Genomic DNA, 21,577 nt, shown 5'->3' with positions numbered 1-21,577 from the left:
TGGGCGAAACTGGGATTTTAACACAAGCGCTTGTATAACGCGGTAATGCTGTTTGAAATAAAGGCGGTTTTGCTGTATTTCAATTGTAATTGTTTGGTTAATTTACTGAGAGGCCGTCTGAAATATATGGATTTAGCACAATTAGGCAAGCGCGATCATTTATTGGCGGGCTTGTTGCAACAATCGCAACAATGGCGGAAATTGGATACAAAAATCAAAACGGTTTTGCCGGCCAACCTGCATCCGCATTTTCAGACGGCCTGCGTAGAAGACGGAAGATTGGTCTTGCTTGCCGCCAACAATATGGCTGCTTCGCGTTTAAAAATGATCCTGCCCGCCATGCTGCCCAAGTTGCAAACATTGCATGCAGGCGTGAGGGAAGTGGTGGTCAGGGTAGTCCCCAAGCCTCCGGCTCAGCCGAAAACCAATAGTTTGCGATTGAGCGAGGCAGCTTTAGACAGTTTCGATGAGGCGGCAGCCAAATTGGAAGGCAAACATCCCGAATTGGCGGCGGCATTGGCAGAATTGGTACGCAAGCACAGCCGCTAAAATCATGCCGAATGAGATTATGGTTAATAAATGTTAAAACTTATTTCATTTGACCGATAGCATCTAATACTAAAGAAATACGACCTAAACAGTAACTGTTTTCTTTTAGGTAAACTGATGTAAACTTGGCCTGAAACTTTGATTTCGTGCGAAGTTTATAGCAAAATAACGCCTGAATTTCTTATCGCTCTGCGTGAATAAGTTTAAGTCTGGTATTTGCCTTTGTTAATATATTCGCGCGGGTTCTATTAATAGAACTTAACAAGACTCTCATCATTAGGAGATACATCAATGAAAGCTTATCTGGCTCTGATTTCCGCTGCCGTTATCGGCTTGGCTGCATGCTCTCAAGAAGCTGCAAAACCTGCTGAAGCACCTGCTGCTTCCGCTGCTTCTGAAGCTGCTCCTGCAGAAACTACTGCACCTGCCGATGCCGCTCCTGCCTCTGAAGCTGCTCCGGCCGATGCTGCCGCCGCTCCTGCTGCCGGCAACTGCGCAACTACTGTTGAAGCCAACGACGCTATGCAGTTTAACACTAAAGAAATCCAAGTAAGCAAAGCTTGTAAAGAATTCACCATCACTTTGAAACACACCGGTACCCAACCTAAAGAAAGCATGGGTCACAACATCGTCATCGGTAAAGCCGAAGACATGGACGGTATTTTCAAAGATGGTGCCGGTGCTGCTGCAACTGACTACGTTAAACCTGACGACGCACGCGTTGTTGCCCACACCAAACTGGTTGGCGGCGGCGAAGAAGCTTCTCTGACTCTGGATCCTGCTAAATTGGCCGGCGGCGAATACAAATTCGCTTGTACCTTCCCAGGTCACGGTGCTTTGATGAACGGTAAAGTTACTTTGGTTGACTAATCCGCTTTAAGCTTAAAAATAGACAGCCTGCCTTGCGCAGGCTGTTTTGTTATAATCTGGAAACATTAATTTAAGAATAAAACCTCAAAACCATGAATCCGTTTGAAACCAAAAGCGTTACTTTTGCCGAACCCATTGAAATGCTGTACGCCTGTCATGGTAAAGTGCGCCGTTTCTGCAGCCAGGTTGCCATGTTGTCGGACTATATTACCGAAAACGGCTGCAATCAAATCGTTTTGCAAACCATCCACCAGATTGCCCAATATTTTAATGTTGCCGCGCCGTTGCACCATGAAGACGAAGAAGAAAATTTCTTCCCGCTTCTATTGCAATATGCGCCGCAAGCTCAAGAAAGCGTTGACGAGCTTTTGCGCCAACATATCAGCCTGCACAACAACTGGGCGGCGGTATCCGCTGAATTCGCCAAACTCGAAGCAGACAACGCCTATGTCCCCGATGCGGAAGCGTTCAAACGCTTTGTCGCAGGATATGATGTTCATCTGGCGATTGAAGAGCCGCTGTTTGATATGGGCAAAACCTTTATCCCCAAAGAAAAACTGACCGAAATCGGAGAAATTATGGCTGCACGCCGCCGCAAATAAGGCCGTCTGAAACAATCGTCTCAAGGATATATTATGCTGACCCCAAAAAGTTGCGATTTGTTCAATATTCCCTTTTTCCAATTTTCCCAGCTTAAAAAATATCAGCCTGAAAGCATTCCGCAAATCAAGGCCGACTATAAAGAAAACTGGCAAGTATGGCAGCAGCTGATCCAGCAGGTTGCCGCCGAATTGGGTGCACCGTTTGCGCCGCCGCATATCGAACGCTGGTGTAACGGCTGGCAGGTCCGCGCCCATTTCTTTGCCTATTTCAAATACGAACAATATAAAAATTCCGCAGCAATTTTATCGATTTTGCTCAACCGCCGCCGTTTGAGCGTCAGCTTGGATTGGCACTGCTATAAAGCCGATGTTTCCCCCATTGCGCTGCCCGATTACAACCGCTGGCTGGATAATTTTGATACCGAAAAATACGCTTCATTCGATATGTGGCACGGTGCGGAAAGCGAATATGACGATTATCGTACCGTCGCCCAACAAAGCGACGGCGATAGAAAGCTTCGAGACGACAAAGATTTCTTCTGTATCGGCAAACACATCGAACGCGATGATTTGGGCAAGCAGGATGTTGCGAAATGGATAGTGGAAACAGTGGAAGAATTACTGCCGCTTTATGAAGCTTGCCATGGAAAATAACTCAGAATACTGAAAGGCAGACTGCCCATTCAGTATCTTCAAATAAACTCAAGGCCGTCTGAAAATCATATTCAGAACGTTTCAGACGGCCTGTTTTTCAAAGTAAACACAATGACCGAAACCCAATCCCTAGAACTCGCCAAAGCATTGATTTCCCGCCCGTCCGTTACGCCGGATGACCAAAATTGCCAACAACTGCTGGCCGAACGCCTGCAAAAAATCGGTTTTGCCGTAGAAGAGCTTCATTTTGGCGACACCAAAAATGTTTGGTTGCGCCGCGGTACACAGGCTCCGGTGTTCTGCTTTGCCGGACATACCGACGTCGTGCCGACAGGCCCTGTTGAAAAATGGGATTCGCCACCGTTTGAACCGACCGAGCGTGAAGGCCGTCTGTATGGTCGCGGTGCAGCGGATATGAAAACCAGCATTGCCTGTTTCGTTACCGCCTGCGAGCGTTTCGTTGCCGAACATCCCGATCATCAAGGCAGCATCGCACTCCTGATTACTTCGGACGAAGAGGGCGATGCGCTGGACGGCACGACCAAAGTCGTCGATGTGTTGAAAGCGCGCGGCGAGTTGATTGATTACTGTATCGTCGGCGAACCGACTGCCGTGGATAAATTGGGTGATATGTTGAAAAACGGCCGCCGCGGCTCGTTGTCGGGCAACCTGACCGTCAAAGGCAAGCAAGGCCATATTGCCTATCCGCATTTGGCCATCAACCCCGTGCATACTTTTGCCCCAGCCTTGTTAGAGCTGACACAGGAAGTCTGGGACGAGGGCAACGAATACTTTCCGCCGACCAGTTTCCAAATTTCCAATATCAACGGCGGCACAGGCGCGACCAATGTGATTCCGGGCGAGCTGAACGTCAAATTCAATTTCCGTTTTTCTACCGAGTCCACCGAAGAAGGTCTGAAACAACGCGTCCACACCATTTTGGACAAACACGGCGTGCAATACGATTTGCAGTGGTCTTGTTCAGGCCAACCGTTCCTAACCCACGCGGGCAAACTGACCGACGTGGCACGCGAAGCCATTGCCGAGATTTGTGGCGTTGAGGCCGAATTGTCCACTACCGGCGGCACTTCGGACGGACGCTTCATCAAAGCCATTGCCAAAGAACTCATCGAATTAGGCCCATCTAACGCGACCATCCACCAAATCAACGAAAACGTACGTTTGGAAGATATTCCGAAGCTGTCGGCGGTGTATGAGGGTATGTTGAAACGCTTGTTGAAGTGAAAAGGCCGTACCGTAGGCTTTGAAAAACGATAGGGCGATATGATTCTTTTGCTCTTTTTGTTTTCTATGAAGTTATCAATAATTGCATAAGGCAAAATATGATTACTCTGCCTTCTTTAAACGAGCTTCCATCAAAGTGGAATGAAATCCGCGAGCGGCTGGAAACCGATTTTTCCACAGACCTCGAAACCTTGTTACACGAGCGTCTTACGGAACATGAAGCCAAGCAGCTTGAGCAGGATTTTATCGACAGTATCGGTTGCGCCCCTGAAGAATATGTCCGTACCCGCCGAACCATCGGACTGTTGGAAACGCGTTATCCGGATAGTCCGAACGAACTGACTGTTGCCGCAGTTGCCACGCCGTTGGGCGAGATGTTGGCGGTGTTCGGTGGCAAGGGTTTGTGTCTGCTGGAATTTGTCGGTCAGAAACAGCTAGGGCAGGAAATCACGGCTGTCCAAAAAGCTTTGCACGGACAGTTTATTTTCCAAGAAAATGAGCAAACGCAACTTTTGCACCAAGAATTGGATTTATACTTCCAAGGCCGTCTGAAAGCTTTTGCGACGCCTTTGGAAATGATAGGCACGGCCTTTCAGCAGCAGGTATGGAATGCGTTGCTGACTATTCCTTACGGCGAAACGCGCAGCTACAAGGAGCAGGCGCAACAGTTGGGCAATCCTAAGGCTATTCGCGCCGTTGCCGCTGCAAACGGGCAGAACAAGGTGTCCATCCTGATTCCCTGCCACCGTGTTATCGGTAGTGACGGCAAACTGACCGGCTACGCAGGCGGTTTGAACCGCAAACAATCGTTGCTTGCGTTGGAGCGAGGCGAGGTTCAGACGGCCTTGTTTTGAGTTTTGATAGAGCATAAGGGGTCATGCTTCGGGTAGGCTTCGCACGTTAAAAAAAATTGAGCAGCAGAAGGTCGGTGGAAGCCCGACGAAATCTGCATGGAGAAAAATGTTGGGTAACGCCCACGCTAGAAAAAAGAGAAATAAGACATGAGCCTGAAAAACCGTCATTTTTTAAAACTTTTGGATTTCACACCCGAAGAAATTACTGCCTATCTCGACCTTGCCGCCGAATTGAAAGCCGCTAAAAAAGCAGGGCGCGAGGTGCAGCGGATGCAGGGAAAAAACATTGCCCTGATTTTTGAGAAAACATCGACCCGCACCCGTTGCGCGTTTGAAGTGGCCGCGCGCGACCAAGGTGCAGGGGTGACCTATCTGGAGCCTTCTGCCAGCCAAATCGGGCATAAGGAAAGCATTAAGGATACGGCGCGTGTTTTGGGGCGGATGTTTGACGGCATCGAATATCGCGGCTTTGGACAGGATGTGGTGGAAGAGCTGGCCAAGTATGCAGGCGTACCTGTGTTCAACGGTTTGACCAACGAGTTTCACCCGACTCAAATGCTCGCCGACGCGCTGACGATGCGCGAGCATAGCGACAAGCCTTTGAACCAAATTGCGTTTGCCTATGTCGGCGATGCGCGTTACAACATGGCCAATTCGTTGCTGGTGTTGGCTGCGAAACTGGGCATGGACGTGCGTATCGGTGCGCCGAAAAGTTTGTGGCCGTCTGAAAACATTATCGAGACGGTGCAGGCTGTTGCCAAAGAGACCGGCGGACGGATTTTGTTGACGGAGAATGTGAAAGAAGCCGTGAAAGGCGTGGATTTTATCCATACCGATGTGTGGGTCAGCATGGGCGAGCCTAAAGAGGCGTGGCAGGAACGTATCGATTTGCTGAAAGATTACCGAGTTACGCCCGAGTTGATGGCGGCGGCTGAAAATCCGCAAGTCAAGTTTATGCATTGCCTGCCTGCTTTCCATAATCGTGAAACCAAGGTCGGCGAATGGATTTATGAGACATTCGGCCTGAATGGTGTGGAAGTAACGGAAGAAGTCTTTGAAAGCGAAGCCAGCATCGTGTTTGATCAGGCAGAAAACCGGATGCACACGATTAAAGCGGTGATGGTAGCGGCATTGGGCGATTGATTTTGCGCTCAACATTGCTTACCGCTTCATTTAATAGAGATTAAATAAAGGCCGTCTGAAAGAAAGATTTTCAGACGGCCTTGTTGTTGGATTGGGGTTTATTGCCAAATCAGGACTTTGGGTTCGGGGGTTACTTGATAGCCTTCTTGACGTAGCAATTCGATTAAGCCTTTTTCGCTGGGTAAATGGGCAATGCCGACGGCAAAGAGGGTACTTTGTTTGGCGGATTGCTTGCGGATTTCAGGCAACCATGCCTGGTTGCGACGGATCAGGAGGTCGTTTTTCAGCCAATCGGACATGGCTTTGGCGTATTTGGCATCAACACGTTTGAGGGTGCGTTGTTCGGTTTCTTCCAAAAGTGGGATCAGTTCTTCAAAGCGGCCGTCTGAATAGGCTTGATGGAGTTTTTTGACATCTTCGGTTTCTTCTTTATTGGTTTTAATACTGGCTTTCAGAAAGTTGAGCATGGTTTCTTCAGGCTGGGCTTTGAAGATCGCGGTAACATCGTTCAAGCTTTCTAATGAACCACGCGGCTTATTGATGCCGACTGCCGCGTTGGTCAGCAACATATCTGCACCGGTTTCTGAGCTATACTCTTGGGGAAATGTACTGCCGGCAAAAATGAATGCCGCCCACGGATGGAGTTTGTCGGCAATTTGGGCGATGGGTCGGCTTTCTTCATTTTGTGAATAGATTTCTTGTAAAAGACGGAAATCTGTTTTGCCAAGCTTGCGGCTGAGCGGTTCGGTACTCATGACTTCTTTGAAGTATTTTTGATACATTTTTTTTGTTTCCGGACTGCTGTCCGGCAATGCGTTAACTTCTGTGGTCAGTTGGTCGGTGGATTGTAATAGTTTGAGGGCATCGGAAGACAAGGTTTGATTGGTTTGCCCCATGTGGATGGTGCCGAGCAGATAGGAATCGGGTTGGCCTTCTTTGCTGATTTTCCAAACATTGCTGGTCAGTTTAGGCTGCTGCCAGTTAAGTTCGGCAGGTTTGTTGTCGGTTGAAGTTGCGGCGGGTTTGCAGGCACCCAAGGCAAGGGCGGTCAATGGAACAAGCAGGCAGGCGAGTAGTTTTTTCATGTTTTTCCTTTTGGTGTGTGCGGTAAGGGCGGTTTAGAAATCGAGCAGGTTTTGAACCGGTTGTTCGCCCGTGTCGGGCTTTTCTGTTTTGCGGTTGCGGATTTTGGTTTTTCTGAGGGCTAGGAGGTGCATGACTTGATGTTTTTGGCTGTCGGTCATCTGGTGCCAGTACAAGCGCTCTTCCCGGCTGCGCAGGCAGCCTTTGCAATAGCCTTTGGCATTGGCTTCGCAAACGCCGATACAGGGGCTGGGAATGGGGAAGAAATCGGGTTGATCCATTGTGTTGCTTTTGATGTGAAAAAGGCCGTCTGAAATATAACACATACTTTCAGACGGCCTAAGTGTTTATACGGTTTGCGAGTATTTGGCTTTGGTTTCTTTATGGCGCAGATGATAATCGAACACCATGGCGATGTTGCGGATCAGGAAACGTCCCTTCGGCGTAACGGTCAGGCCGTGCGGTTTGAGGCGGACCAGGCCGAGGGTTTCCAGTTGTTTCATGTCCTCCAGTTCGACCGCGAAATAACGGCTAAACGGAATGCCGAACACGCTTTCGTAAATCCGATAGTCGAGCGAGAAGCGGCACATCAAATCCTGAATGATGTTGCGGCGCAAAATGTCGTCTTGATTGAGCTGGTAGCCGCGCATGATGGGCAGGTGTCCGGCGTCGAGTGCGGCGTAATAGGCATCGATGTCGCGCTCGTTTTGGGAGTAGGTGCTGCCGATTTTGCCGATAGAGGACACGCCGATTGCTACCAAGTCGCAGTCGGCATAGGTGGAATAACCTTGGAAATTTCGTTGCAGGAAACCTTCTTTGAGGGCGATGGAGAGCTCGTCGTCAGGTTTGGCAAAGTGGTCCATCCCGATGAAGACGTAGCCGCGCTCAGTCAGGGTTTGGACGCAATATTGCAGCATATCGAGTTTTTCTTCGCTGCCGGGAACGACATTGGTGTCGATACGGCGTTGCGGTTTGAAGATATGCGGCAGGTGGGCGTAGTGGTAGAGGGCGAGGCGGTCGGGGTTGAGGGACAAGACCGTGTCGATGGTGGTTTTGATGCTTTCGGTGTTTTGGTGCGGCAGGCCGTAAATCAAATCAACGCTGACAGATTTGAACCCTGCTTCGCGGGCGGCATCGATGACTTCTTTGGTTTCTTCGTAACTTTGGATACGATTGACGGCTGCCTGCACTTTAGGGTCGAAGTCTTGAATGCCGACACTCATGCGGTTGAAGCCGAGTTTGCCCAGTTTGAGGACGGTTTCGCGGCTGACTTTGCGCGGGTCGATTTCGATGGAGTATTCGCCGTTGGGAATCAGCTGGAAGTATTTGCGGATCATGTCGAAGACGCGTTCGAGTTGGTCGTCGCTTAGGAATGTCGGCGTGCCGCCGCCGAAGTGGAGTTGCGCGAGCTGGTGTCTTCCGCCCAAATGCGGTGCCAGCAATTCCATTTCTTTTTCCAGATATTGGATATAGGCATCGGCACGGCTTTTGTCTTTGGTAATGATTTTATTGCAGCCGCAGTAGTAGCAGATGGTATTGCAGAAGGGAATGTGGATGTAGAGTGAAAGGGGTTTGTTGAGCGCGCCCATGTTGCGCAGGTTTAAAGCTTGGATATATTCGGCTTCTTTAAAGCCTTCATGGAAGCGGTCAGCGGTCGGATAGGATGTATAACGTGGACCGCTTGATGGCAAACTGGCAATCAATTCGCGGTCGAATTCCGGTAATTCATTGTTTGCGTTGGTGTTATTTGAGATGGGGATGATTTTCATGGTCGGGGCTTGTAGTATGAAGTAAGGAAATTAGGGAAAATTTTAGTCAAAATTTCGATAGTTTGGTAGAATGCCTCATAATGATATGCCGACTTTGATATGGGTCAATAGTTATTCGGCTTAATCAGGGATTGAGAGAACTAAGCAAATTAAAGGTGCGTTATGGCTACACACAATGCAACACATCAAATGAAAACCTTGTGTTCCACATGTTCTTTACGCGAACTGTGTTTGCCTGTTGGACTAATGCCTAACGAATTTTTACAATTGGATGCGGTGATCCGTCAAAGCCGCCGTCTGAAAAAAGGCGAGTACTTATTTCGTGCCGGCGAGCCGTTTACCTCTTTATTTGCCATCCGTGCAGGCTTCTTTAAGACAACAGTCGCCAGCCAAGACGGACGGGATCAGGTAACCGGCTTTTTTATGTCGGGCGAGCTGATCGGGATGGATGGGATTTGCTCCCATATTCATAGTTGTGATGCTGTGGCTTTGGAAGATAGCGAGGTATGCGAGCTTCCGTTTACACACATTGAAGAACTTGGTCAGGATATTCCCAGTCTGCGCTCTCACTTTTTCCGCTTGATGAGCCGTGAAATTGTCCGAGATCAGGGCGTGATGTTGCTTTTGGGCAATATGCGCGCCGAAGAGCGCTTGGCCGCATTTTTGCTTAACTTGTCTCAGCGTCTCTATTCACGAGGTTTTGCCGCCAACGATTTTATCCTGCGAATGTCGCGTGAGGAAATCGGCAGCTATTTAGGGCTGAAGCTGGAAACGGTCAGCCGCACCTTATCCAAATTCCATCACGAAGGCTTGATTTCGGTTGAACACAAGCACATCAAAATCCTAGATGCGACGACTTTGAAGAAAATGGTTTCCGGTTGTTCGCACGCTATCTGAATCTGAGGCCGTCTGAAATTGTTCAGACGGCCTTTTTAACAAAAGTTAAAGAATAATTGTTAAGTTACGCAGGTGATAGTTAGATGTTAAATTGAAAAATCTTCAACAACCGGCGTGTACAGAATGCAGTCGACTACTTCTCTGGTCAGTTTCGGTGCGAACATCTGTATAAAATCATAGGCATAGCCACGCAGGTAAGTGTCGGTGCGTAAGGCTATCCAAGTGGGCGATGGCTCAAATAAGTGCGCCGCGTCTATCAACTGCAAGTCTTGATCGACAACGGGATCGTAAGCCATTTTGGCCATCAAACCTACGCCTAAGCCTAAGCGTACATACGTCTTCAATACATCCGTATCGGCAGCCGATAAAGCAACATCAGGTTGCTCGATATGCGCTTTATTAAAGGTACGCGCAATGCTGCTGCCAGAGTTGAACGCAAATTCGTAAGTAACCAGCGGAAAAGAAGCTAAATCTTCAAGGCTTAAAGGATTGCGGCAGTCTAAAAGAGGGTGGTCGTGCGGGACAATGACGGCATGGTTCCATTCATAGCAGGGCAGTTTGCCCAACTCGGGGTGATCGTCAATGCGTTCGGTAATAATTGCCAAATCTGCTTCTCCGCTGCTGACCATTTGGGCAATGGCGGAAGGGCTGCCTTGTTTGATGGTCAAATTGACCTTAGGGTAGTTTTTCACAAATTCTGCAACGATTTTAGGCAATGCATAACGCGCCTGGGTGTGCGTCGTGGCAATGGTCAGGGAGCCGCTGTCATGATCGGTAAATTCGCTGCCGATATTTTTAATGTTCTGTACATCGCGCAAAATCCGTTCCGAAATCTCTAACACGGCTTTGCCCGGTTGCGAAACGGAAACCACACGCTTGCCGCTGCGGATAAAAATTTGGATACCCAATTCTTCTTCAAGCAGGCGGATTTGTTTGGAAATGCCGGGCTGGGATGTAAAAAGCGCATCGGCAGCCTCGGAGACATTCAGATTGTGCCGGTAAACTTCAAGGGCGTAACGTAATTGTTGCAGTTTCATGGTGGCAGTATCGGATACGTTGTTATTGTGGATTTTGTGCGACAAACGGTCTGTAATTTAACATATTTTGCCCGGTTTTGCCCTGAGTTTTGAAAATGGTTGTTTTTAATGAAAATATCTTTTAATGATATGAAAACAGGAAATCTGTGAATGAAAGGGGGATGAAGTTTTGTTGTTTTTGTACAACTTTGGGCGGGTGAATTGGCTGATTTTGCCCTAAATTAATGACACAAGATTGATTTTTCGGCATGATTAACTACTAGGAAGCAGGCACTTCATAATTGTTTGAAGGCATCGAGTATTGACAGTTTGCCTTGCGCTTCTTTATAGTGCAACCTGATATATCCGATTTGCCGCTGTTTTGATACTGCGGCCTGTATATTGGTACTTTGCAGCGGTTGCTTTCCTAGTCCGCCGCATAACAATTTGATGAGGGAATAAAATGACCAAACAGCTGAAATTAAGCGCATTGTTCGTTGCCTTGGTTGCCTCTGGCACCGCAATGGCCAGCGAAGCGCATACCAAACACGGTTACACCGTAAGCAGCCAATCTCAAGAAATCGTCCGTAACAACTACGGCGAATGCTGGAAAAACAGCTACTTCGACAAAGCTACCCAAGGCCGTGTTGAATGTGGTGACCGCGAAGCAGTTGCTCCTGTACAACAAGCTCCTGAGTATGTTGATGAAACTGTTTCTCTGTCTACTAAAACTCTGTTCGGCTTCGACAAAGACAACCTGCGCCCTGAAGCTCAAGAAAACCTGGACGCTTTGGCTCAACGCCTGAGCAACGAAAGCGTACAAACCGTACGTGTTGAAGGTCATACTGACTTCATGGGTTCTGAGCAATACAACCAAGCTCTGTCTGAGCGTCGTGCCAACGTAGTTGCTAACTACTTGGTAGGTCATGGCGTTGCTTCTAGCAAAATCTCTGCAGTAGGTCTGGGCGAATCTCAAGCTCGCATGACTGCTACTTGTGAAGCTGAAGTTGCTAAACTGGGCAAAAAAGTTTCTAAAGCTAAGAAACGTGCTGCTCTTATCGCTTGTATCGAACCTGACCGTCGCGTTGATGTTAAAATCCGCAGCGTTGTCACTCGTCAAGTTGCTCCAGGCCAAACTATCGAAGGTCAAGGCGAATTGCCTGCTACTGATGAAGGTTGGATCCCAGCTCCTTACAATGGCGTTCACGGTTACGCTAAACCTTAATCGGTTTGTGAAAAATGCCCTGCAATGTGCAGGGCATTTTTTTATGGTTTATATTTGAAGATTTGGGGAATTCATGATTCAAAATAAAAGGCCGTCTGAAAGATTTATTTTCAGACGGCCTTTTATTAAGACAGATTAGTTTGGCTTCGGCCATTTCCATACGCAAACAGCGGCGAGTATTGTGCAAATCAAAAAGATGATATTGGATAAGCCGTGCCAAACTCCGAATGTTCCGCCTACTAGGGACAGCAGCCAGTTATCCAGCCCGTACTTGTGCGCCTCGATAACCGGTGTAACCAAAAGATGGTTGCAGGCTAAGAGTAGCCAAAGAACCAATATCCACCAAGAAAGTGAGGCCAGTTGCTTTCTGAAAAAGGCATAGGCTACGCCAAAAATAACTAAGCCACATAGTGCTGTAATGGCAAACAAGATGCCGGCAATTTCTCCTGCCTGCATTTTAGGCAGGAGGCGGAACAGGACAGGAGCAGTAACATAGCCTGCGGTCAGCTGCATACCGAGCCACATGGCGGAAGCGGTTTGGATAATTTTGTACAGTAGATTCATTATGCTTCTCCTGGGAAGATTTCGCTTTCTTTGATTATGGTGTTTTTAGGTACAACAAAAGGCCGTCTGAAAATGTTTTCAGACGGCCTTTTGTTTATTTAGATATATTGTACGGCAATGATGTCATATTCACGCACGCCGCCGGGGGCCTGAACTTCTGCAACGTCGCCTTCTTCTTTTCCGATCAAGGCACGGGCAATTGGGGAGCCAACGTAGATTTTGCGTTCTTTAATGTCTGCTTCGTCTTCGCCGACGATTTGGTAGGTAACCTGTTCTTCGGTTTCCAAATCTTCCAGTGTTACTGTTGTGCCGAATACGATTTTTCCTTCAGCATGGATTTCGGCAGGATTGATGATGTGGGCCATAGAGAGTTTGTGTTCCAGCTCGGCAATACGGCCTTCGATAAAGCCTTGACGCTCTTTGGCGGCTTCGTATTCGGCATTTTCAGACAAATCGCCGTGTGAACGTGCTTCTGCAATGGCTTCAATAATTTCTGGACGAGCCACGCTTTTGAGGTGTTGAAGTTCTTGTTTCAACAATTCTGCACCACGGACGGTCAAAGGGATTTTTTGCATTGAGTTCTCCATGAAAGCATGATGATGCTTTTAAAATTTTATCCGGCCACGCGCGGCAGCCGGATTGGAAATAAAAATACAAGCCGCCAAAGCTTGGCGGCTTGATGAATAAATAAGTAATGCCTGTATTCTACCAAATTCTGCCGAAACCGCAATGATTAAAATGGGTTTTCAGTAAAGTGTTGTTTTCTGTCTATTTTGTTTTTTCAGACGGCCTGCAAACTAAATGTTGAAGTATTTCAAAGCTACGCTTGAAAAACGGTTTCGTAAATGAATGGTTTTGATTAAAATGTTTGCTAATAATCCTTAAGGATTAGTCTACTTTAATTATATAAAGAGAATATATGGAAACAAAACCAACTTCCCAAAATGAACAACAGGCTAACCGCCGTTATTTGACTGTTTGGCGATGGCATTTTTATGCCGGACTTTTGGTTGCACCGTTTTTAACCCTGCTGGCTGTTACAGGGTTGGGAATGCTGTTATTTGCCAATATTACCGGTAAAGAAGGCGAGCGGATACATGTTACGCCGCAAGCAGTGGTGCAGCCTTTGTCGGCTCAGGCTGAAGCCGCCAGACAGTTTGTTAATCCGGAAACTGCTTCTGTAGTGCAGTATATTGCGCCGCGCGCAGATGATATGGTGGCCGTATTTCGTGTGAACAACGACGATAAAGCCACTATGGTTGCCGTTGATCCTTATACGGCAAAAGTCGTGAATACGATGCCGCGCAGTCAAGGCTGGTATCACACGATGGACGAAATCCACGGCGATATGATGATGGGTGCGACTGGTGACTACTTGTTGGAAACTGCTGCGTCGCTAACCATCATCATGATTGTGACCGGTATCTATTTGTGGTGGGTGAAACAGCGTAGTCTGAAGGCCGTCCTTTTGCCTAAAGCAGGCAAAGGCCGTTCTTGGTGGCGCAACCTGCACGGTGCATTTGGCTCTTGGGTTTCTTTGATTTTGCTGCTGTTCTGTTTGTCTGGTATTGCTTGGGCCGGTATTTGGGGTGGTAAAGTGGTTCAGGCATGGAGTCAATTCCCAGCCGGTAAATGGGGCGTGGAGCCTAATCCGGTATCTTCCGTGCCAACTCATGGCGATGTGTTGAATGATGGCAAATCCAAAGAAGTGCCGTGGATTTTAGAGCTGACGCCTATGCCGGTTTCCGGTACGACACTGGGCGAAAACGGCATTAATCCAAGTGAACCGATGACGTTGGAAACGGTTGACCGCTTTGCGCGCGAAATTGGCTTCAAAGGCCGCTATCAGTTGAACCTACCTAAAGGCGAAACCGGCGTATGGACGCTGTCGCAAGACTCAATGAGCTACGATATGGTTAGTCCGACTGCGGATCGTACGGTACACATTGATCAATACAGTGGCAAAATCCTGGCTGATATTCATTTTGACGATTACAACTGGTTTGGCAAGTTTATGGCGGCAAGTATTGCTTTGCATATGGGTACACTGGGCTGGTGGAGCGTGTTGGCGAATGTTGTGTTCTGCCTGGCGATTATTTTTATCTGTGTCAGCGGCTGTGTGATGTGGTGGAAACGCCGTCCTTCGGAAGCACGTGGTTTGGTTCCTCCTGCACAGAAAATCAAATTGCCGGTATGGTGGGCAATGGCTGTGCCACTTCTTATTTTGGCTGTGATTTTCCCGACGGCTATTGCCGCAATCGCTGTTATTTGGATTTTGGATACACTGTTATTATCACGTATTCCAGCATTAGCGGGATGGTTTAAATAACCGCCCGATGTAATTCAAGGCCGTCTGAATCTTTTGTTTCAGACGGCCTTTTTTATAGAGGTCAAAAGTAGGGGATTCTGTTTAAGTTTATGCGTGAGATGGGAATTGTGATTGGCTTACAGGATTGTGTAAGAAAGACGAGGAGATCTTGTATAAAAACAAAAAACCCACTTCATTGAAGTGGGTTTTTGAAGAAAGCGATTAACCTTTGCGAGCAGGCAATTTTTCTTTAATGCGGGCCGCTTTACCGGTCAGGCCACGCAAGTAGTACAGTTTGGCGCGACGTACGTCACCACGGCGTTTAACTTCGATTTTTTCTACGGTAGGGGAGTACAGTTGGAAAGTACGTTCTACACCTTCGCCGCTAGAGATTTTGCGAACGATGAAGTTGCTGTTCAGACCACGGTTGCGGCGGGCGATAACCACACCTTCGTATGCTTGCAGACGGCTGCGGGAACCCTCAACCACGCGTACAGATACGACAACGGTGTCGCCTGGAGCGAATTCAGGGATTTCTTTGTTCAAGCGAGCGATTTCTTCTTGCTCTAATTGTTGAATCAAGTTCATTTGTTTTTCCTAAGTTATGATTGGATTTCCTGTTGCTCTTGCAAGATTTCTTTTAAGAGGCGGGATTCCTTTGGGATTAAACTGCGCTTTTCCAATAAATCGGGTCGGCGCTCTAAAGTGCGTTGTAGCGATTGTTTCAATCGCCACTCGGCAATCAAGCCATGATTTCCTGAACGTAAGACATCAGGAACCATCATGCCTTGGAATTCTACGGGTTTGGTGTAATGAGGACAGTCTAAAAGGCCGTCTGAAAACGAGTCTTGTTCGGCTGACTGTATATCGCCCAATACACCCGGAACCAATCTTAAGACGGCATCCATCAACATCATGGCGGGCAATTCGCCACCCGAGACGACAAAGTCGCCAATGCTGATTTCTTCGTCCACACTGCGTTGCAACAGTCTTTCATCTATGCCTTCATAGCGTCCGCATAGAAGAATAAGATGGGGCAGTTCGGCAAGTTCTGCGGCTTTTTTATGTGTCAGCGGCTGACCTTGCGGACTGAGATAAATTACTTTGGCAGGTTTTTGCGAGTTTGCTTTGGCTTCTTCGATTGCCGCTTGAAGCGGTGGTGCCATCATAATCATTCCCGGGCCACCTCCGAAGGGGCGATCATCGATATAGCCAAGTTTGTTGTCGGCAAATTTTCGGGGATTAATGGCTTGAAACTGCCAAAGGTTTTGTTTTCTTGCCCTGCCTGTAACGCCATATTCGACAATACTGTCGAACATCTCTGGAAAAATGGTGATGGCTTGAATCAGCATCAGTAGTCCAAACCCCAGTCGGCGATAATGGTTTTGCTGTCGGTATCGACAGATTCGATATAGTTGGAGACGAAGGGAATCAGGATTTGTCCGTGTTCGCCTTTAATCATCAAAACATCATTCGCGCCGGTTTCCATCAGGTTGCTGACTTTGCCGAGGACGATGTTTTCTTTGTTGATGACGGTCATGCCGACTAAATCTGCCCAGTAGTATTCGTCTTCCTCAGTAGGGGCGAATGACTCTCTGGGAATTTCGATGGTATAGCCGCGCAAGGCAAATGCTTGATCGCGATCGTCTATCCCTTCAAATTTGACCTGAAGTTCACCATTGACAATTTTACCTGCCTCAAGCGTGACATTCAGGGTTTTGCCATCCTTGCACAACTGCCACTCTGGGTAGTCCAGCAGGCTGTCGGTGTATTCGGTATTGGCGGCAATTTTAAGCCAGCCTTTAATGCCGAATACGCCTTTGATGTAGCCCATGGCTACCCGTTTTTGAGTGTCTGTCATGGTCGTTTCAGCTGATTAAGCAGCGATTTTTTGCTCTTTAATCAGTTTGGCAACTGCATCGCTAACTTTCGCGCCTTGAGCAACCCAGTGGTTGATGCGGTCTGCGTCGAAACGTACGCGTTCTTGTTTTTCGTTGGCAACGGGGTTGTAGAAACCTACGCGCTCGATGAAGCGGCCGTCACGACGGTTGCGAGAGTCAGTTACGACTACGTTGAAGAAAGGGCGGTGTTTTGAGCCGCCGCGAGCCAAACGGATAACTACCATTTTGAGTCCTTTTGAAAAATGCGGATATATAGAAACCGCTAATTTTAGGATATTTCACACGGGTTATGCAAGTTTTTATTTGTTTTTGTTGCTGTTTTGCCATGCGTTCAAATCGAGGCTTGCTTGATACAGTCCGCGGTCGGTTTCCGACGGAGTAACGGTAAATCCTGATTTTTCAGCGAGTTTGAGCATCGGTGTGTTTTCTTTGAGGATTTCCGCATTCATGGTTTGATAACCTTGCTGTGTGGCAGTTTGGATAATGAGGCTCATCATTTTGCCGGCCAAGCCGGTTTTGCGGGCTTCGGCAGCCAATGTAATGCCGAACTCGCATTCGTTGCGATTGATGCGGCTGTAACGGCTGACTGCGATGATACGGCCGTCTGAAGCGAAGGCGGCCCATGCGCATTCGTTATGGAAATCGGGGCGGGTCAGCCGTGCGAGTGTGGGCTGCGGCAATTCGTTGGTGTGGGTCATGAAGCGCGTATAGCGGTCGGCCGCGGGTAATTGACGGACAAATTTTTGTTTGGCTTCGGCATCTTCAGGCTCTAGTGCGCGAATGTGCAGGGTGTTGCCGTCGGGTAGAGTGAATGTGTCGGTTTGGTTCGGGTAGGGGGCGAGTACGTTTCGTATTTCGGGCGTTTCGGTTTTAGGGTGCAGCAGTTCGGACGCGGCTTCGCCGGTGTTGCGTAGAAACTCGGCTGCGGCCGGATTTTTTTGTTGGAGGTAGGCGGCGGCACTTTGCATTTTGGCGGCGGCCTGTTCTAAGGTTTGGACGGCTTTTTTTGGGATTTTGGTTGTCGGCGCGGCTGGTTTTTCCACAATTTCGGGAATGATGGTGCTGCTGTATTGGCTGCCGTTGTAGTTGAGGATGATGTCGCCGATATGCTGGTTGTTGTGGATAAGCGTGTTTAGGGAATGCAGGAATTGATTGAGAACGGAAGTGTTGTCAAGTTCTGCAAATTGGCTTAAACGCTGGATATCGAGCGTGGTAAAGGGCGGTAATGCGGCTTGGGTTTGGCCGTTGTAACGGGCGGTAAGGATGTTGCCGTAAATGGGATGACGGCTGAATCGGAATTGAACGGCATTGTGCTTTTGGGTTTGGCACGGAGGCAGGTATAGGGCCTCTGCCATCAGATCGGTTTGGCCGGATGCAATGGCTTTATCGATACTTTTGTTTTTAGGCGTTTTCAGACGGCCTGTTTTGGCCGGGGCAGGGGTGTTTTGCGCTTGTTGCAAACAGGCGGTTTGATTGCGGAAATAAAGTGTCAGCAAGGCTTCTTCCGGGGTGTTGAACCGGGTCAGGCCGTCTGAAAAACGATGGCTGATGAGAATGGGTTTGCTGGTTTTTTGTGCTAAGTTATTCAGTGTTTGATGAATGCCGTACGCGTCCGGCGTGTCCGGCGAAATAATGCCGAGCAGGGCTTGGGTGTGCGGATTTTGCAATTGTTCGAGTGCCAGGCGGTGGATGCGTGCGGGCGTGGGGTCGCTGCCGATGCAGCCTTGTTGGATGGATGGTGCGTCGGTTGGGAGGTTGAGGGTCAATTGGCAGGCATCGGCGGTGCTGCGCAGCCATTCTATCGGCGTATCGGACAAAATAGTGGGATGGGTAATGACGGGAATGCCGGAAAGATGGGCTTTTAAGGCTGCTTCGAGTTCGTTGATATTGAATACCGGCAGGAAGTTGCAATGGCGGCCGAGGCTGTGTAGGACGGCTTTGTCTGTGTCGTCGGTGTAATGTGTGGACAACAGGATAAGCGGGGTGTGGCGTGCAAAGTGTCGGATGGCGCTGAACAGCTCGCGTTGGTTTTCGGCCGGATTGTAGTGGATGACGGCAACTTTGGTATGACGGTTGTGGCCGAAGCGGTTGAGCCAGTCGGCGGATGTAGTGGGGCTTAGATCATAGTTGAGGCTGATGTGGCGCGATACGCCTTGATGCATTGTGTTCAGCAGATGGTTGATGTTGCGGCTGACGGTGCTGTGGCCGGTCAGTAAAGCAATATGGCCGGCCGGATAGTCGGTTTGGGTGCCGATGTTGAGGTTGAGCGAGGGAAGTTGGATACCTGCGCTGTTGCATACGCTGATGTTCAATTCGTCGCCGTGATGTTTTTGAATGATGGAACGGGCGTTTTTACAGGATTCGGGCGGTAGGTTTTCCCAATCTTGAATCAGGATAATGTGGCGTAGGTCTTTTTTACGGCAGGCTTTGAACAGCGAGTCGTAATGGTCGGGCGGGATAACGGCAACAACCAAATCGGCTTGGCCCGGGATTTTGCTGAGGCTGGAGTAGGAGGGAATGCCTGCGACACTGCTGTGTCGAAGATTGACGGGGGTGATTTTGCCTTGATATGAGGAACCGAGCAGGTGGCTGAAAATACGTTCGCCAAGGCTGTGCGGACGTTCGCTGGCGCCGACGAGGATGATGTGTTCAGGCATGAAGAAGTAGCCGGTTTGGACGGTTGCACTCATGATGGTTCCTTATTTGTGTTTTTGGCCGTCTGAAAAGTTTCAGACGGCCTTATTTTTAGACTTCTTTTTTGTCTCCGGCTTTCTTTTTGGGAAGGATAAAACGCATCCTCAGGCCGTTGGGTTTGACATTTTCAGCGATGATTTTACCGCAGTGCTGTTCCACAATGTGCTGTGTCAATGCAAGCCCTAAACCTGTACCGGGTTTGTGCGCGCTGGAGTCGGCGCGATAAAAGGCAGTGAAAATATGCGGAAGTTGCATTTCATCTACACCAGGCCCGTTGTCGGTAACATCGATAATCCAGTTTTTGCCGTCTTGTCCGATATGGGTTTGAATGGTGCTGCCTTCCGGACTGTAATTGATGGCATTGCGGATAACGTTGTCAAAGGCACGGTATAGATAGCCTTCGTTGGCACTGACCACGGCATTTTCAGGGATTTTTGGGTCAATGCTCAGGGTAACGCTTTGGTTGTTTTGGTGGGCAATGCTTTGGTTGTCCTCAATCAAGTTGGTCAGGAAAGGAACGAGTTTGAGGTTTTCTTTTTCCAAAGGGATATTGGAGGTCTCCAGGCGAGAGAGGGTCAACAATTCGCCGACCAAAGTATCCATGCGTACCAATTCGCCTTCAAGGCGCTTGAGGTATTGCTCTTGTTTTTGCGGCTGAGATTGAATCAGGCCGACAATCGCCTGCATACGCGCCAGCGGCGAGCGCATTTCATGAGAAACGTGGTGGAGCAAATGACGCTCTTTGGCAACAAGTTTTTCCAGTTTCTCGGCCATTTTGTCGAACTGCACGGCAAGGTGGGACAATTCGTCGTCACGGTCGTCAACTTGCTGGGAAATGCGGGTTTCGAGTTCGCCGTTGGCTACCCTGTCCATACCGCCGCCAAGAATTTTAATGGGCTTGGTGATGTTGTTGGCAAGGATATATGCCATCAAAAGGCCGACGATGATGATGAAAGACAGAATGATAAATTCGTGCCAAATCGGCGAGAGCGGCAGGCCGGGAATGAAGAGCGGGCTGGGCAGGCGTTGGGCTTGATGGTTGTCCCAGCCTTTAATGAAGAAGAGGTATTCTTCGCCGAAACGGTCGTATTCGATGTGGGCTAAATCGGATTCGGGATTGTTGATGGCAAAGATGCGGGCGCGTTCGATGGACAGGCTGTCGATGTTGCGGCCTAAAATATCTTTTTTATCGTCGCCGGTAATCACATAAACGGCATTGGAAACCGGATTGTTTTTCCATTCCGAAAGAATTTCGCGCGCACCGCTGTCTCCGCGCGAGTTAAACGCGGAGATGATGCTGCTCATCAATGTGGTTTCGATGGTGCGGCGTTGGTTGAATTGGTTTTCAGCAAGGGTGTTTTGTACCAGCCAAAATGAAAAACTCGCCACAAAGATTGCGCAGACGATGACTGCGCAAAATGTGGCGAAGATGCGTTGAAACAGTTTCATTGATCTGTTTAATCTTTAATTTTTAACAAACAGGTAGCCTAAGCCGCGTACAGTTTGAATCAGGGAAGCATCGCCCAATTTGTGGCGGATGCTGGAGATGTGTACGTCGATGCTGCGGTCAAATTTAGCCAGTTTGCGGTCGAGTGCTTCGATGGACAGAGTTTCTTTGCTGACCACTTGTCCGGCGTGGCGCATCAAAACTTCGAGCAGATTGAACTCGGTACTGGTCAATTCAAGCGGGGTGTCTTTGATGCTGGCTTGGCGTTTGGCAGGATAGAGGACAACGTCGCTGACAGAAATGCTGTTAGGCGCGTTGTTTTGTTCGTTGCTGTGTTGCGCACGGCGCAAGATGGCGTTGATACGCGCCAAGAGTTCGCGCGGTGTGCATGGTTTCGGTACATAATCGTCCGCACCCATTTCCAAACCGATAATGCGGTCGATGTCGTCACCTTTTGCAGTCAGCATGATGATGGGCACAGTGCTTTGGGTGCGTACGTTTTTCAAAACGTCCAAACCGTTCATTTTAGGCATCATGGAGTCTAATACGACGACATCGTATTGTCCGGTCAGAATTTCTTGAACGCCGGCTTCGCCGTCAGGAACGCTATGAACGTTGAGGCCTTCGGCAGTCAGGTATTCGGTCAGCAATTCGGTCAAGAGGGCATCGTCATCTACGAGTAATACGCGACTCATGGAATTTCCTTTTCGTGATTGTATGCGCCGTGGCACTAAATAGGCGGTGCGGCGATTAAAA

The 21,577-nt window shown here is 48.7% G+C and carries 23 protein-coding genes; 10 read left to right on the top strand and 13 right to left on the bottom strand.

Features of this window, described 5'->3' with window-relative positions:
- Window positions 1–126 precede the first annotated feature (126 nt).
- The 7 genes from FOC66_RS06300 to argF all read left to right on the top strand — a co-directional run bounded on the left by FOC66_RS06300 (window position 127) and on the right by argF (window position 5,917).
- Window positions 127–549, top strand: a complete 423-nt coding sequence (locus FOC66_RS06300; protein ID WP_003748714.1) for a DciA family protein — start codon at window positions 127–129, stop codon at window positions 547–549.
- Window positions 550–840: 291 nt separating this feature from the next.
- Window positions 841–1,419: an azurin gene (azu, locus tag FOC66_RS06295; RefSeq protein WP_003748712.1), complete on the top strand. Its 579-nt coding sequence runs from the start codon at window positions 841–843 to the stop codon at window positions 1,417–1,419.
- Between the two features lie 92 nt (window positions 1,420–1,511).
- Window positions 1,512–2,021, top strand: coding sequence for a hemerythrin domain-containing protein (locus FOC66_RS06290; protein ID WP_003748710.1), 510 nt, complete (start codon window positions 1,512–1,514; stop codon window positions 2,019–2,021).
- 33 nt (window positions 2,022–2,054) lie between these two features.
- Window positions 2,055–2,675 carry a glucose-6-phosphate 1-dehydrogenase family protein gene (locus tag FOC66_RS06285; RefSeq protein ID WP_003748707.1) on the top strand — a complete coding sequence of 207 codons (621 nt, stop codon included), beginning with the start codon at window positions 2,055–2,057 and terminating at the stop codon, window positions 2,673–2,675.
- Between the two features lie 111 nt (window positions 2,676–2,786).
- On the top strand, window positions 2,787–3,920 hold the full coding sequence (dapE, locus tag FOC66_RS06280) for a succinyl-diaminopimelate desuccinylase (RefSeq protein ID WP_003748705.1): 1,134 nt from the start codon (window positions 2,787–2,789) through the stop codon (window positions 3,918–3,920).
- A 98-nt stretch (window positions 3,921–4,018) separates the two neighbouring features.
- Window positions 4,019–4,774, top strand: a complete 756-nt coding sequence (locus FOC66_RS06275; RefSeq protein ID WP_003748702.1) for a methylated-DNA--[protein]-cysteine S-methyltransferase — start codon at window positions 4,019–4,021, stop codon at window positions 4,772–4,774.
- A 147-nt stretch (window positions 4,775–4,921) separates the two neighbouring features.
- On the top strand, window positions 4,922–5,917 hold the full coding sequence (argF, locus tag FOC66_RS06270; protein WP_003748699.1) for an ornithine carbamoyltransferase: 996 nt from the start codon (window positions 4,922–4,924) through the stop codon (window positions 5,915–5,917).
- A gap of 98 nt (window positions 5,918–6,015) precedes the next feature.
- Here argF and FOC66_RS06265 read toward each other — a convergent pair whose 3' ends face one another.
- The 3 genes from FOC66_RS06265 to hemN all read right to left on the bottom strand — a co-directional run bounded on the left by FOC66_RS06265 (window position 6,016) and on the right by hemN (window position 8,769).
- Window positions 6,016–7,002, bottom strand: coding sequence for a TraB/GumN family protein (locus FOC66_RS06265; RefSeq protein ID WP_003748697.1), 987 nt, complete (start codon window positions 7,000–7,002; stop codon window positions 6,016–6,018).
- A 33-nt stretch (window positions 7,003–7,035) separates the two neighbouring features.
- On the bottom strand, window positions 7,036–7,281 hold the full coding sequence (locus FOC66_RS06260; RefSeq protein WP_003748694.1) for a DUF1289 domain-containing protein: 246 nt from the start codon (window positions 7,279–7,281) through the stop codon (window positions 7,036–7,038).
- A gap of 66 nt (window positions 7,282–7,347) precedes the next feature.
- Window positions 7,348–8,769 (bottom strand): oxygen-independent coproporphyrinogen III oxidase, encoded by a 1,422-nt coding sequence (hemN, locus tag FOC66_RS06255; protein ID WP_003748693.1) that lies wholly within the window; start codon window positions 8,767–8,769, stop codon window positions 7,348–7,350.
- A 162-nt stretch (window positions 8,770–8,931) separates the two neighbouring features.
- Here hemN and fnr point away from each other — a divergent pair, with 162 nt between their 5' ends.
- Entirely contained in the window at window positions 8,932–9,666 is a 735-nt protein-coding gene (gene fnr / locus FOC66_RS06250; protein WP_003748691.1) for a fumarate/nitrate reduction transcriptional regulator Fnr, read from the top strand.
- A gap of 86 nt (window positions 9,667–9,752) precedes the next feature.
- Here fnr and FOC66_RS06245 read toward each other — a convergent pair whose 3' ends face one another.
- The gene (locus FOC66_RS06245; RefSeq protein ID WP_003748688.1) at window positions 9,753–10,703 is read right to left on the bottom strand and encodes a CysB family HTH-type transcriptional regulator; all 951 of its coding nucleotides are present in this window, start codon (window positions 10,701–10,703) and stop codon (window positions 9,753–9,755) included.
- Between the two features lie 442 nt (window positions 10,704–11,145).
- Here FOC66_RS06245 and FOC66_RS06240 point away from each other — a divergent pair, with 442 nt between their 5' ends.
- The gene (locus FOC66_RS06240; protein WP_003748686.1) at window positions 11,146–11,907 is read left to right on the top strand and encodes an OmpA family protein; all 762 of its coding nucleotides are present in this window, start codon (window positions 11,146–11,148) and stop codon (window positions 11,905–11,907) included.
- A gap of 135 nt (window positions 11,908–12,042) precedes the next feature.
- Here the strand turns inward: FOC66_RS06240 and FOC66_RS06235 are convergent, their stop codons facing one another.
- Both FOC66_RS06235 and greA read right to left on the bottom strand, forming a co-directional pair.
- The gene (locus tag FOC66_RS06235) at window positions 12,043–12,471 is read right to left on the bottom strand and encodes a DUF4149 domain-containing protein (RefSeq protein ID WP_003748681.1); all 429 of its coding nucleotides are present in this window, start codon (window positions 12,469–12,471) and stop codon (window positions 12,043–12,045) included.
- Between the two features lie 98 nt (window positions 12,472–12,569).
- Window positions 12,570–13,046, bottom strand: a complete 477-nt coding sequence (gene greA, locus FOC66_RS06230) for a transcription elongation factor GreA (RefSeq protein ID WP_003748679.1) — start codon at window positions 13,044–13,046, stop codon at window positions 12,570–12,572.
- 344 nt (window positions 13,047–13,390) lie between these two features.
- On the opposite strand from greA, the gene FOC66_RS06225 reads away from it, so the two are divergent.
- The gene (locus tag FOC66_RS06225; RefSeq protein WP_003748677.1) at window positions 13,391–14,800 is read left to right on the top strand and encodes a PepSY-associated TM helix domain-containing protein; all 1,410 of its coding nucleotides are present in this window, start codon (window positions 13,391–13,393) and stop codon (window positions 14,798–14,800) included.
- 201 nt (window positions 14,801–15,001) lie between these two features.
- Here the strand turns inward: FOC66_RS06225 and rplS are convergent, their stop codons facing one another.
- From rplS to misR, 7 genes are all read right to left on the bottom strand, one after another.
- Complete coding sequence (gene rplS, locus FOC66_RS06220) at window positions 15,002–15,367, bottom strand: 50S ribosomal protein L19 (RefSeq protein WP_003679470.1); 366 nt, start codon at window positions 15,365–15,367, stop codon at window positions 15,002–15,004.
- Between the two features lie 14 nt (window positions 15,368–15,381).
- A complete protein-coding gene (gene trmD / locus FOC66_RS06215; protein ID WP_003748674.1) occupies window positions 15,382–16,131 on the bottom strand; it encodes a tRNA (guanosine(37)-N1)-methyltransferase TrmD in 750 nt (249 codons plus the stop codon).
- Window positions 16,131–16,640 (bottom strand): ribosome maturation factor RimM, encoded by a 510-nt coding sequence (gene rimM, locus FOC66_RS06210; RefSeq protein ID WP_003748672.1) that lies wholly within the window; start codon window positions 16,638–16,640, stop codon window positions 16,131–16,133. Before rimM ends, trmD begins: the two co-directional genes overlap by 1 nt.
- Before the next feature lie 15 nt (window positions 16,641–16,655).
- Window positions 16,656–16,904 (bottom strand): 30S ribosomal protein S16, encoded by a 249-nt coding sequence (gene rpsP, locus FOC66_RS06205; RefSeq protein ID WP_003684452.1) that lies wholly within the window; start codon window positions 16,902–16,904, stop codon window positions 16,656–16,658.
- Between the two features lie 75 nt (window positions 16,905–16,979).
- Entirely contained in the window at window positions 16,980–19,370 is a 2,391-nt protein-coding gene (locus FOC66_RS06200; protein WP_003748669.1) for a bifunctional acetate--CoA ligase family protein/GNAT family N-acetyltransferase, read from the bottom strand.
- A 55-nt stretch (window positions 19,371–19,425) separates the two neighbouring features.
- The gene (locus tag FOC66_RS06195; RefSeq protein ID WP_003748667.1) at window positions 19,426–20,823 is read right to left on the bottom strand and encodes a sensor histidine kinase; all 1,398 of its coding nucleotides are present in this window, start codon (window positions 20,821–20,823) and stop codon (window positions 19,426–19,428) included.
- A gap of 15 nt (window positions 20,824–20,838) precedes the next feature.
- Window positions 20,839–21,516, bottom strand: a complete 678-nt coding sequence (gene misR / locus FOC66_RS06190; RefSeq protein WP_003748666.1) for a two-component system response regulator MisR — start codon at window positions 21,514–21,516, stop codon at window positions 20,839–20,841.
- Window positions 21,517–21,577: the final 61 nt, after the last annotated feature.

Source organism: Neisseria mucosa, from assembly GCF_013267835.1.
Lineage (GTDB): Bacteria > Pseudomonadota > Gammaproteobacteria > Burkholderiales > Neisseriaceae > Neisseria.
This window is presented reverse-complemented; position numbering and strand designations above follow the sequence as displayed.

Excerpts from the sequence above, each read along its gene's own strand:
- FOC66_RS06245 (WP_003748688.1), bottom strand. The coding sequence starts at position 10,703 with ATGAAACTGCAACAATTACGTTACGCCCTTGAAGTTTACCGGCACAAT.
- FOC66_RS06290 (WP_003748710.1), top strand. The coding sequence starts at position 1,512 with ATGAATCCGTTTGAAACCAAAAGCGTTACTTTTGCCGAACCCATTGAA.
- FOC66_RS06260 (WP_003748694.1), bottom strand. The coding sequence starts at position 7,281 with ATGGATCAACCCGATTTCTTCCCCATTCCCAGCCCCTGTATCGGCGTT.
- trmD (WP_003748674.1), bottom strand. The coding sequence starts at position 16,131 with ATGCTGATTCAAGCCATCACCATTTTTCCAGAGATGTTCGACAGTATT.
- misR (WP_003748666.1), bottom strand. The coding sequence starts at position 21,516 with ATGAGTCGCGTATTACTCGTAGATGACGATGCCCTCTTGACCGAATTG.
- FOC66_RS06195 (WP_003748667.1), bottom strand. The coding sequence starts at position 20,823 with ATGAAACTGTTTCAACGCATCTTCGCCACATTTTGCGCAGTCATCGTC.
- argF (WP_003748699.1), top strand. The coding sequence starts at position 4,922 with ATGAGCCTGAAAAACCGTCATTTTTTAAAACTTTTGGATTTCACACCC.
- fnr (WP_003748691.1), top strand. The coding sequence starts at position 8,932 with ATGGCTACACACAATGCAACACATCAAATGAAAACCTTGTGTTCCACA.
- FOC66_RS06200 (WP_003748669.1), bottom strand. The coding sequence starts at position 19,370 with ATGAGTGCAACCGTCCAAACCGGCTACTTCTTCATGCCTGAACACATC.
- azu (WP_003748712.1), top strand. The coding sequence starts at position 841 with ATGAAAGCTTATCTGGCTCTGATTTCCGCTGCCGTTATCGGCTTGGCT.
- FOC66_RS06275 (WP_003748702.1), top strand. The coding sequence starts at position 4,019 with ATGATTACTCTGCCTTCTTTAAACGAGCTTCCATCAAAGTGGAATGAA.
- greA (WP_003748679.1), bottom strand. The coding sequence starts at position 13,046 with ATGCAAAAAATCCCTTTGACCGTCCGTGGTGCAGAATTGTTGAAACAA.
- rpsP (WP_003684452.1), bottom strand. The coding sequence starts at position 16,904 with ATGGTAGTTATCCGTTTGGCTCGCGGCGGCTCAAAACACCGCCCTTTC.
- hemN (WP_003748693.1), bottom strand. The coding sequence starts at position 8,769 with ATGAAAATCATCCCCATCTCAAATAACACCAACGCAAACAATGAATTA.
- FOC66_RS06285 (WP_003748707.1), top strand. The coding sequence starts at position 2,055 with ATGCTGACCCCAAAAAGTTGCGATTTGTTCAATATTCCCTTTTTCCAA.
- rplS (WP_003679470.1), bottom strand. The coding sequence starts at position 15,367 with ATGAACTTGATTCAACAATTAGAGCAAGAAGAAATCGCTCGCTTGAAC.
- FOC66_RS06240 (WP_003748686.1), top strand. The coding sequence starts at position 11,146 with ATGACCAAACAGCTGAAATTAAGCGCATTGTTCGTTGCCTTGGTTGCC.
- FOC66_RS06225 (WP_003748677.1), top strand. The coding sequence starts at position 13,391 with ATGGAAACAAAACCAACTTCCCAAAATGAACAACAGGCTAACCGCCGT.
- FOC66_RS06235 (WP_003748681.1), bottom strand. The coding sequence starts at position 12,471 with ATGAATCTACTGTACAAAATTATCCAAACCGCTTCCGCCATGTGGCTC.
- FOC66_RS06300 (WP_003748714.1), top strand. The coding sequence starts at position 127 with ATGGATTTAGCACAATTAGGCAAGCGCGATCATTTATTGGCGGGCTTG.
- FOC66_RS06265 (WP_003748697.1), bottom strand. The coding sequence starts at position 7,002 with ATGAAAAAACTACTCGCCTGCCTGCTTGTTCCATTGACCGCCCTTGCC.
- rimM (WP_003748672.1), bottom strand. The coding sequence starts at position 16,640 with ATGACAGACACTCAAAAACGGGTAGCCATGGGCTACATCAAAGGCGTA.
- dapE (WP_003748705.1), top strand. The coding sequence starts at position 2,787 with ATGACCGAAACCCAATCCCTAGAACTCGCCAAAGCATTGATTTCCCGC.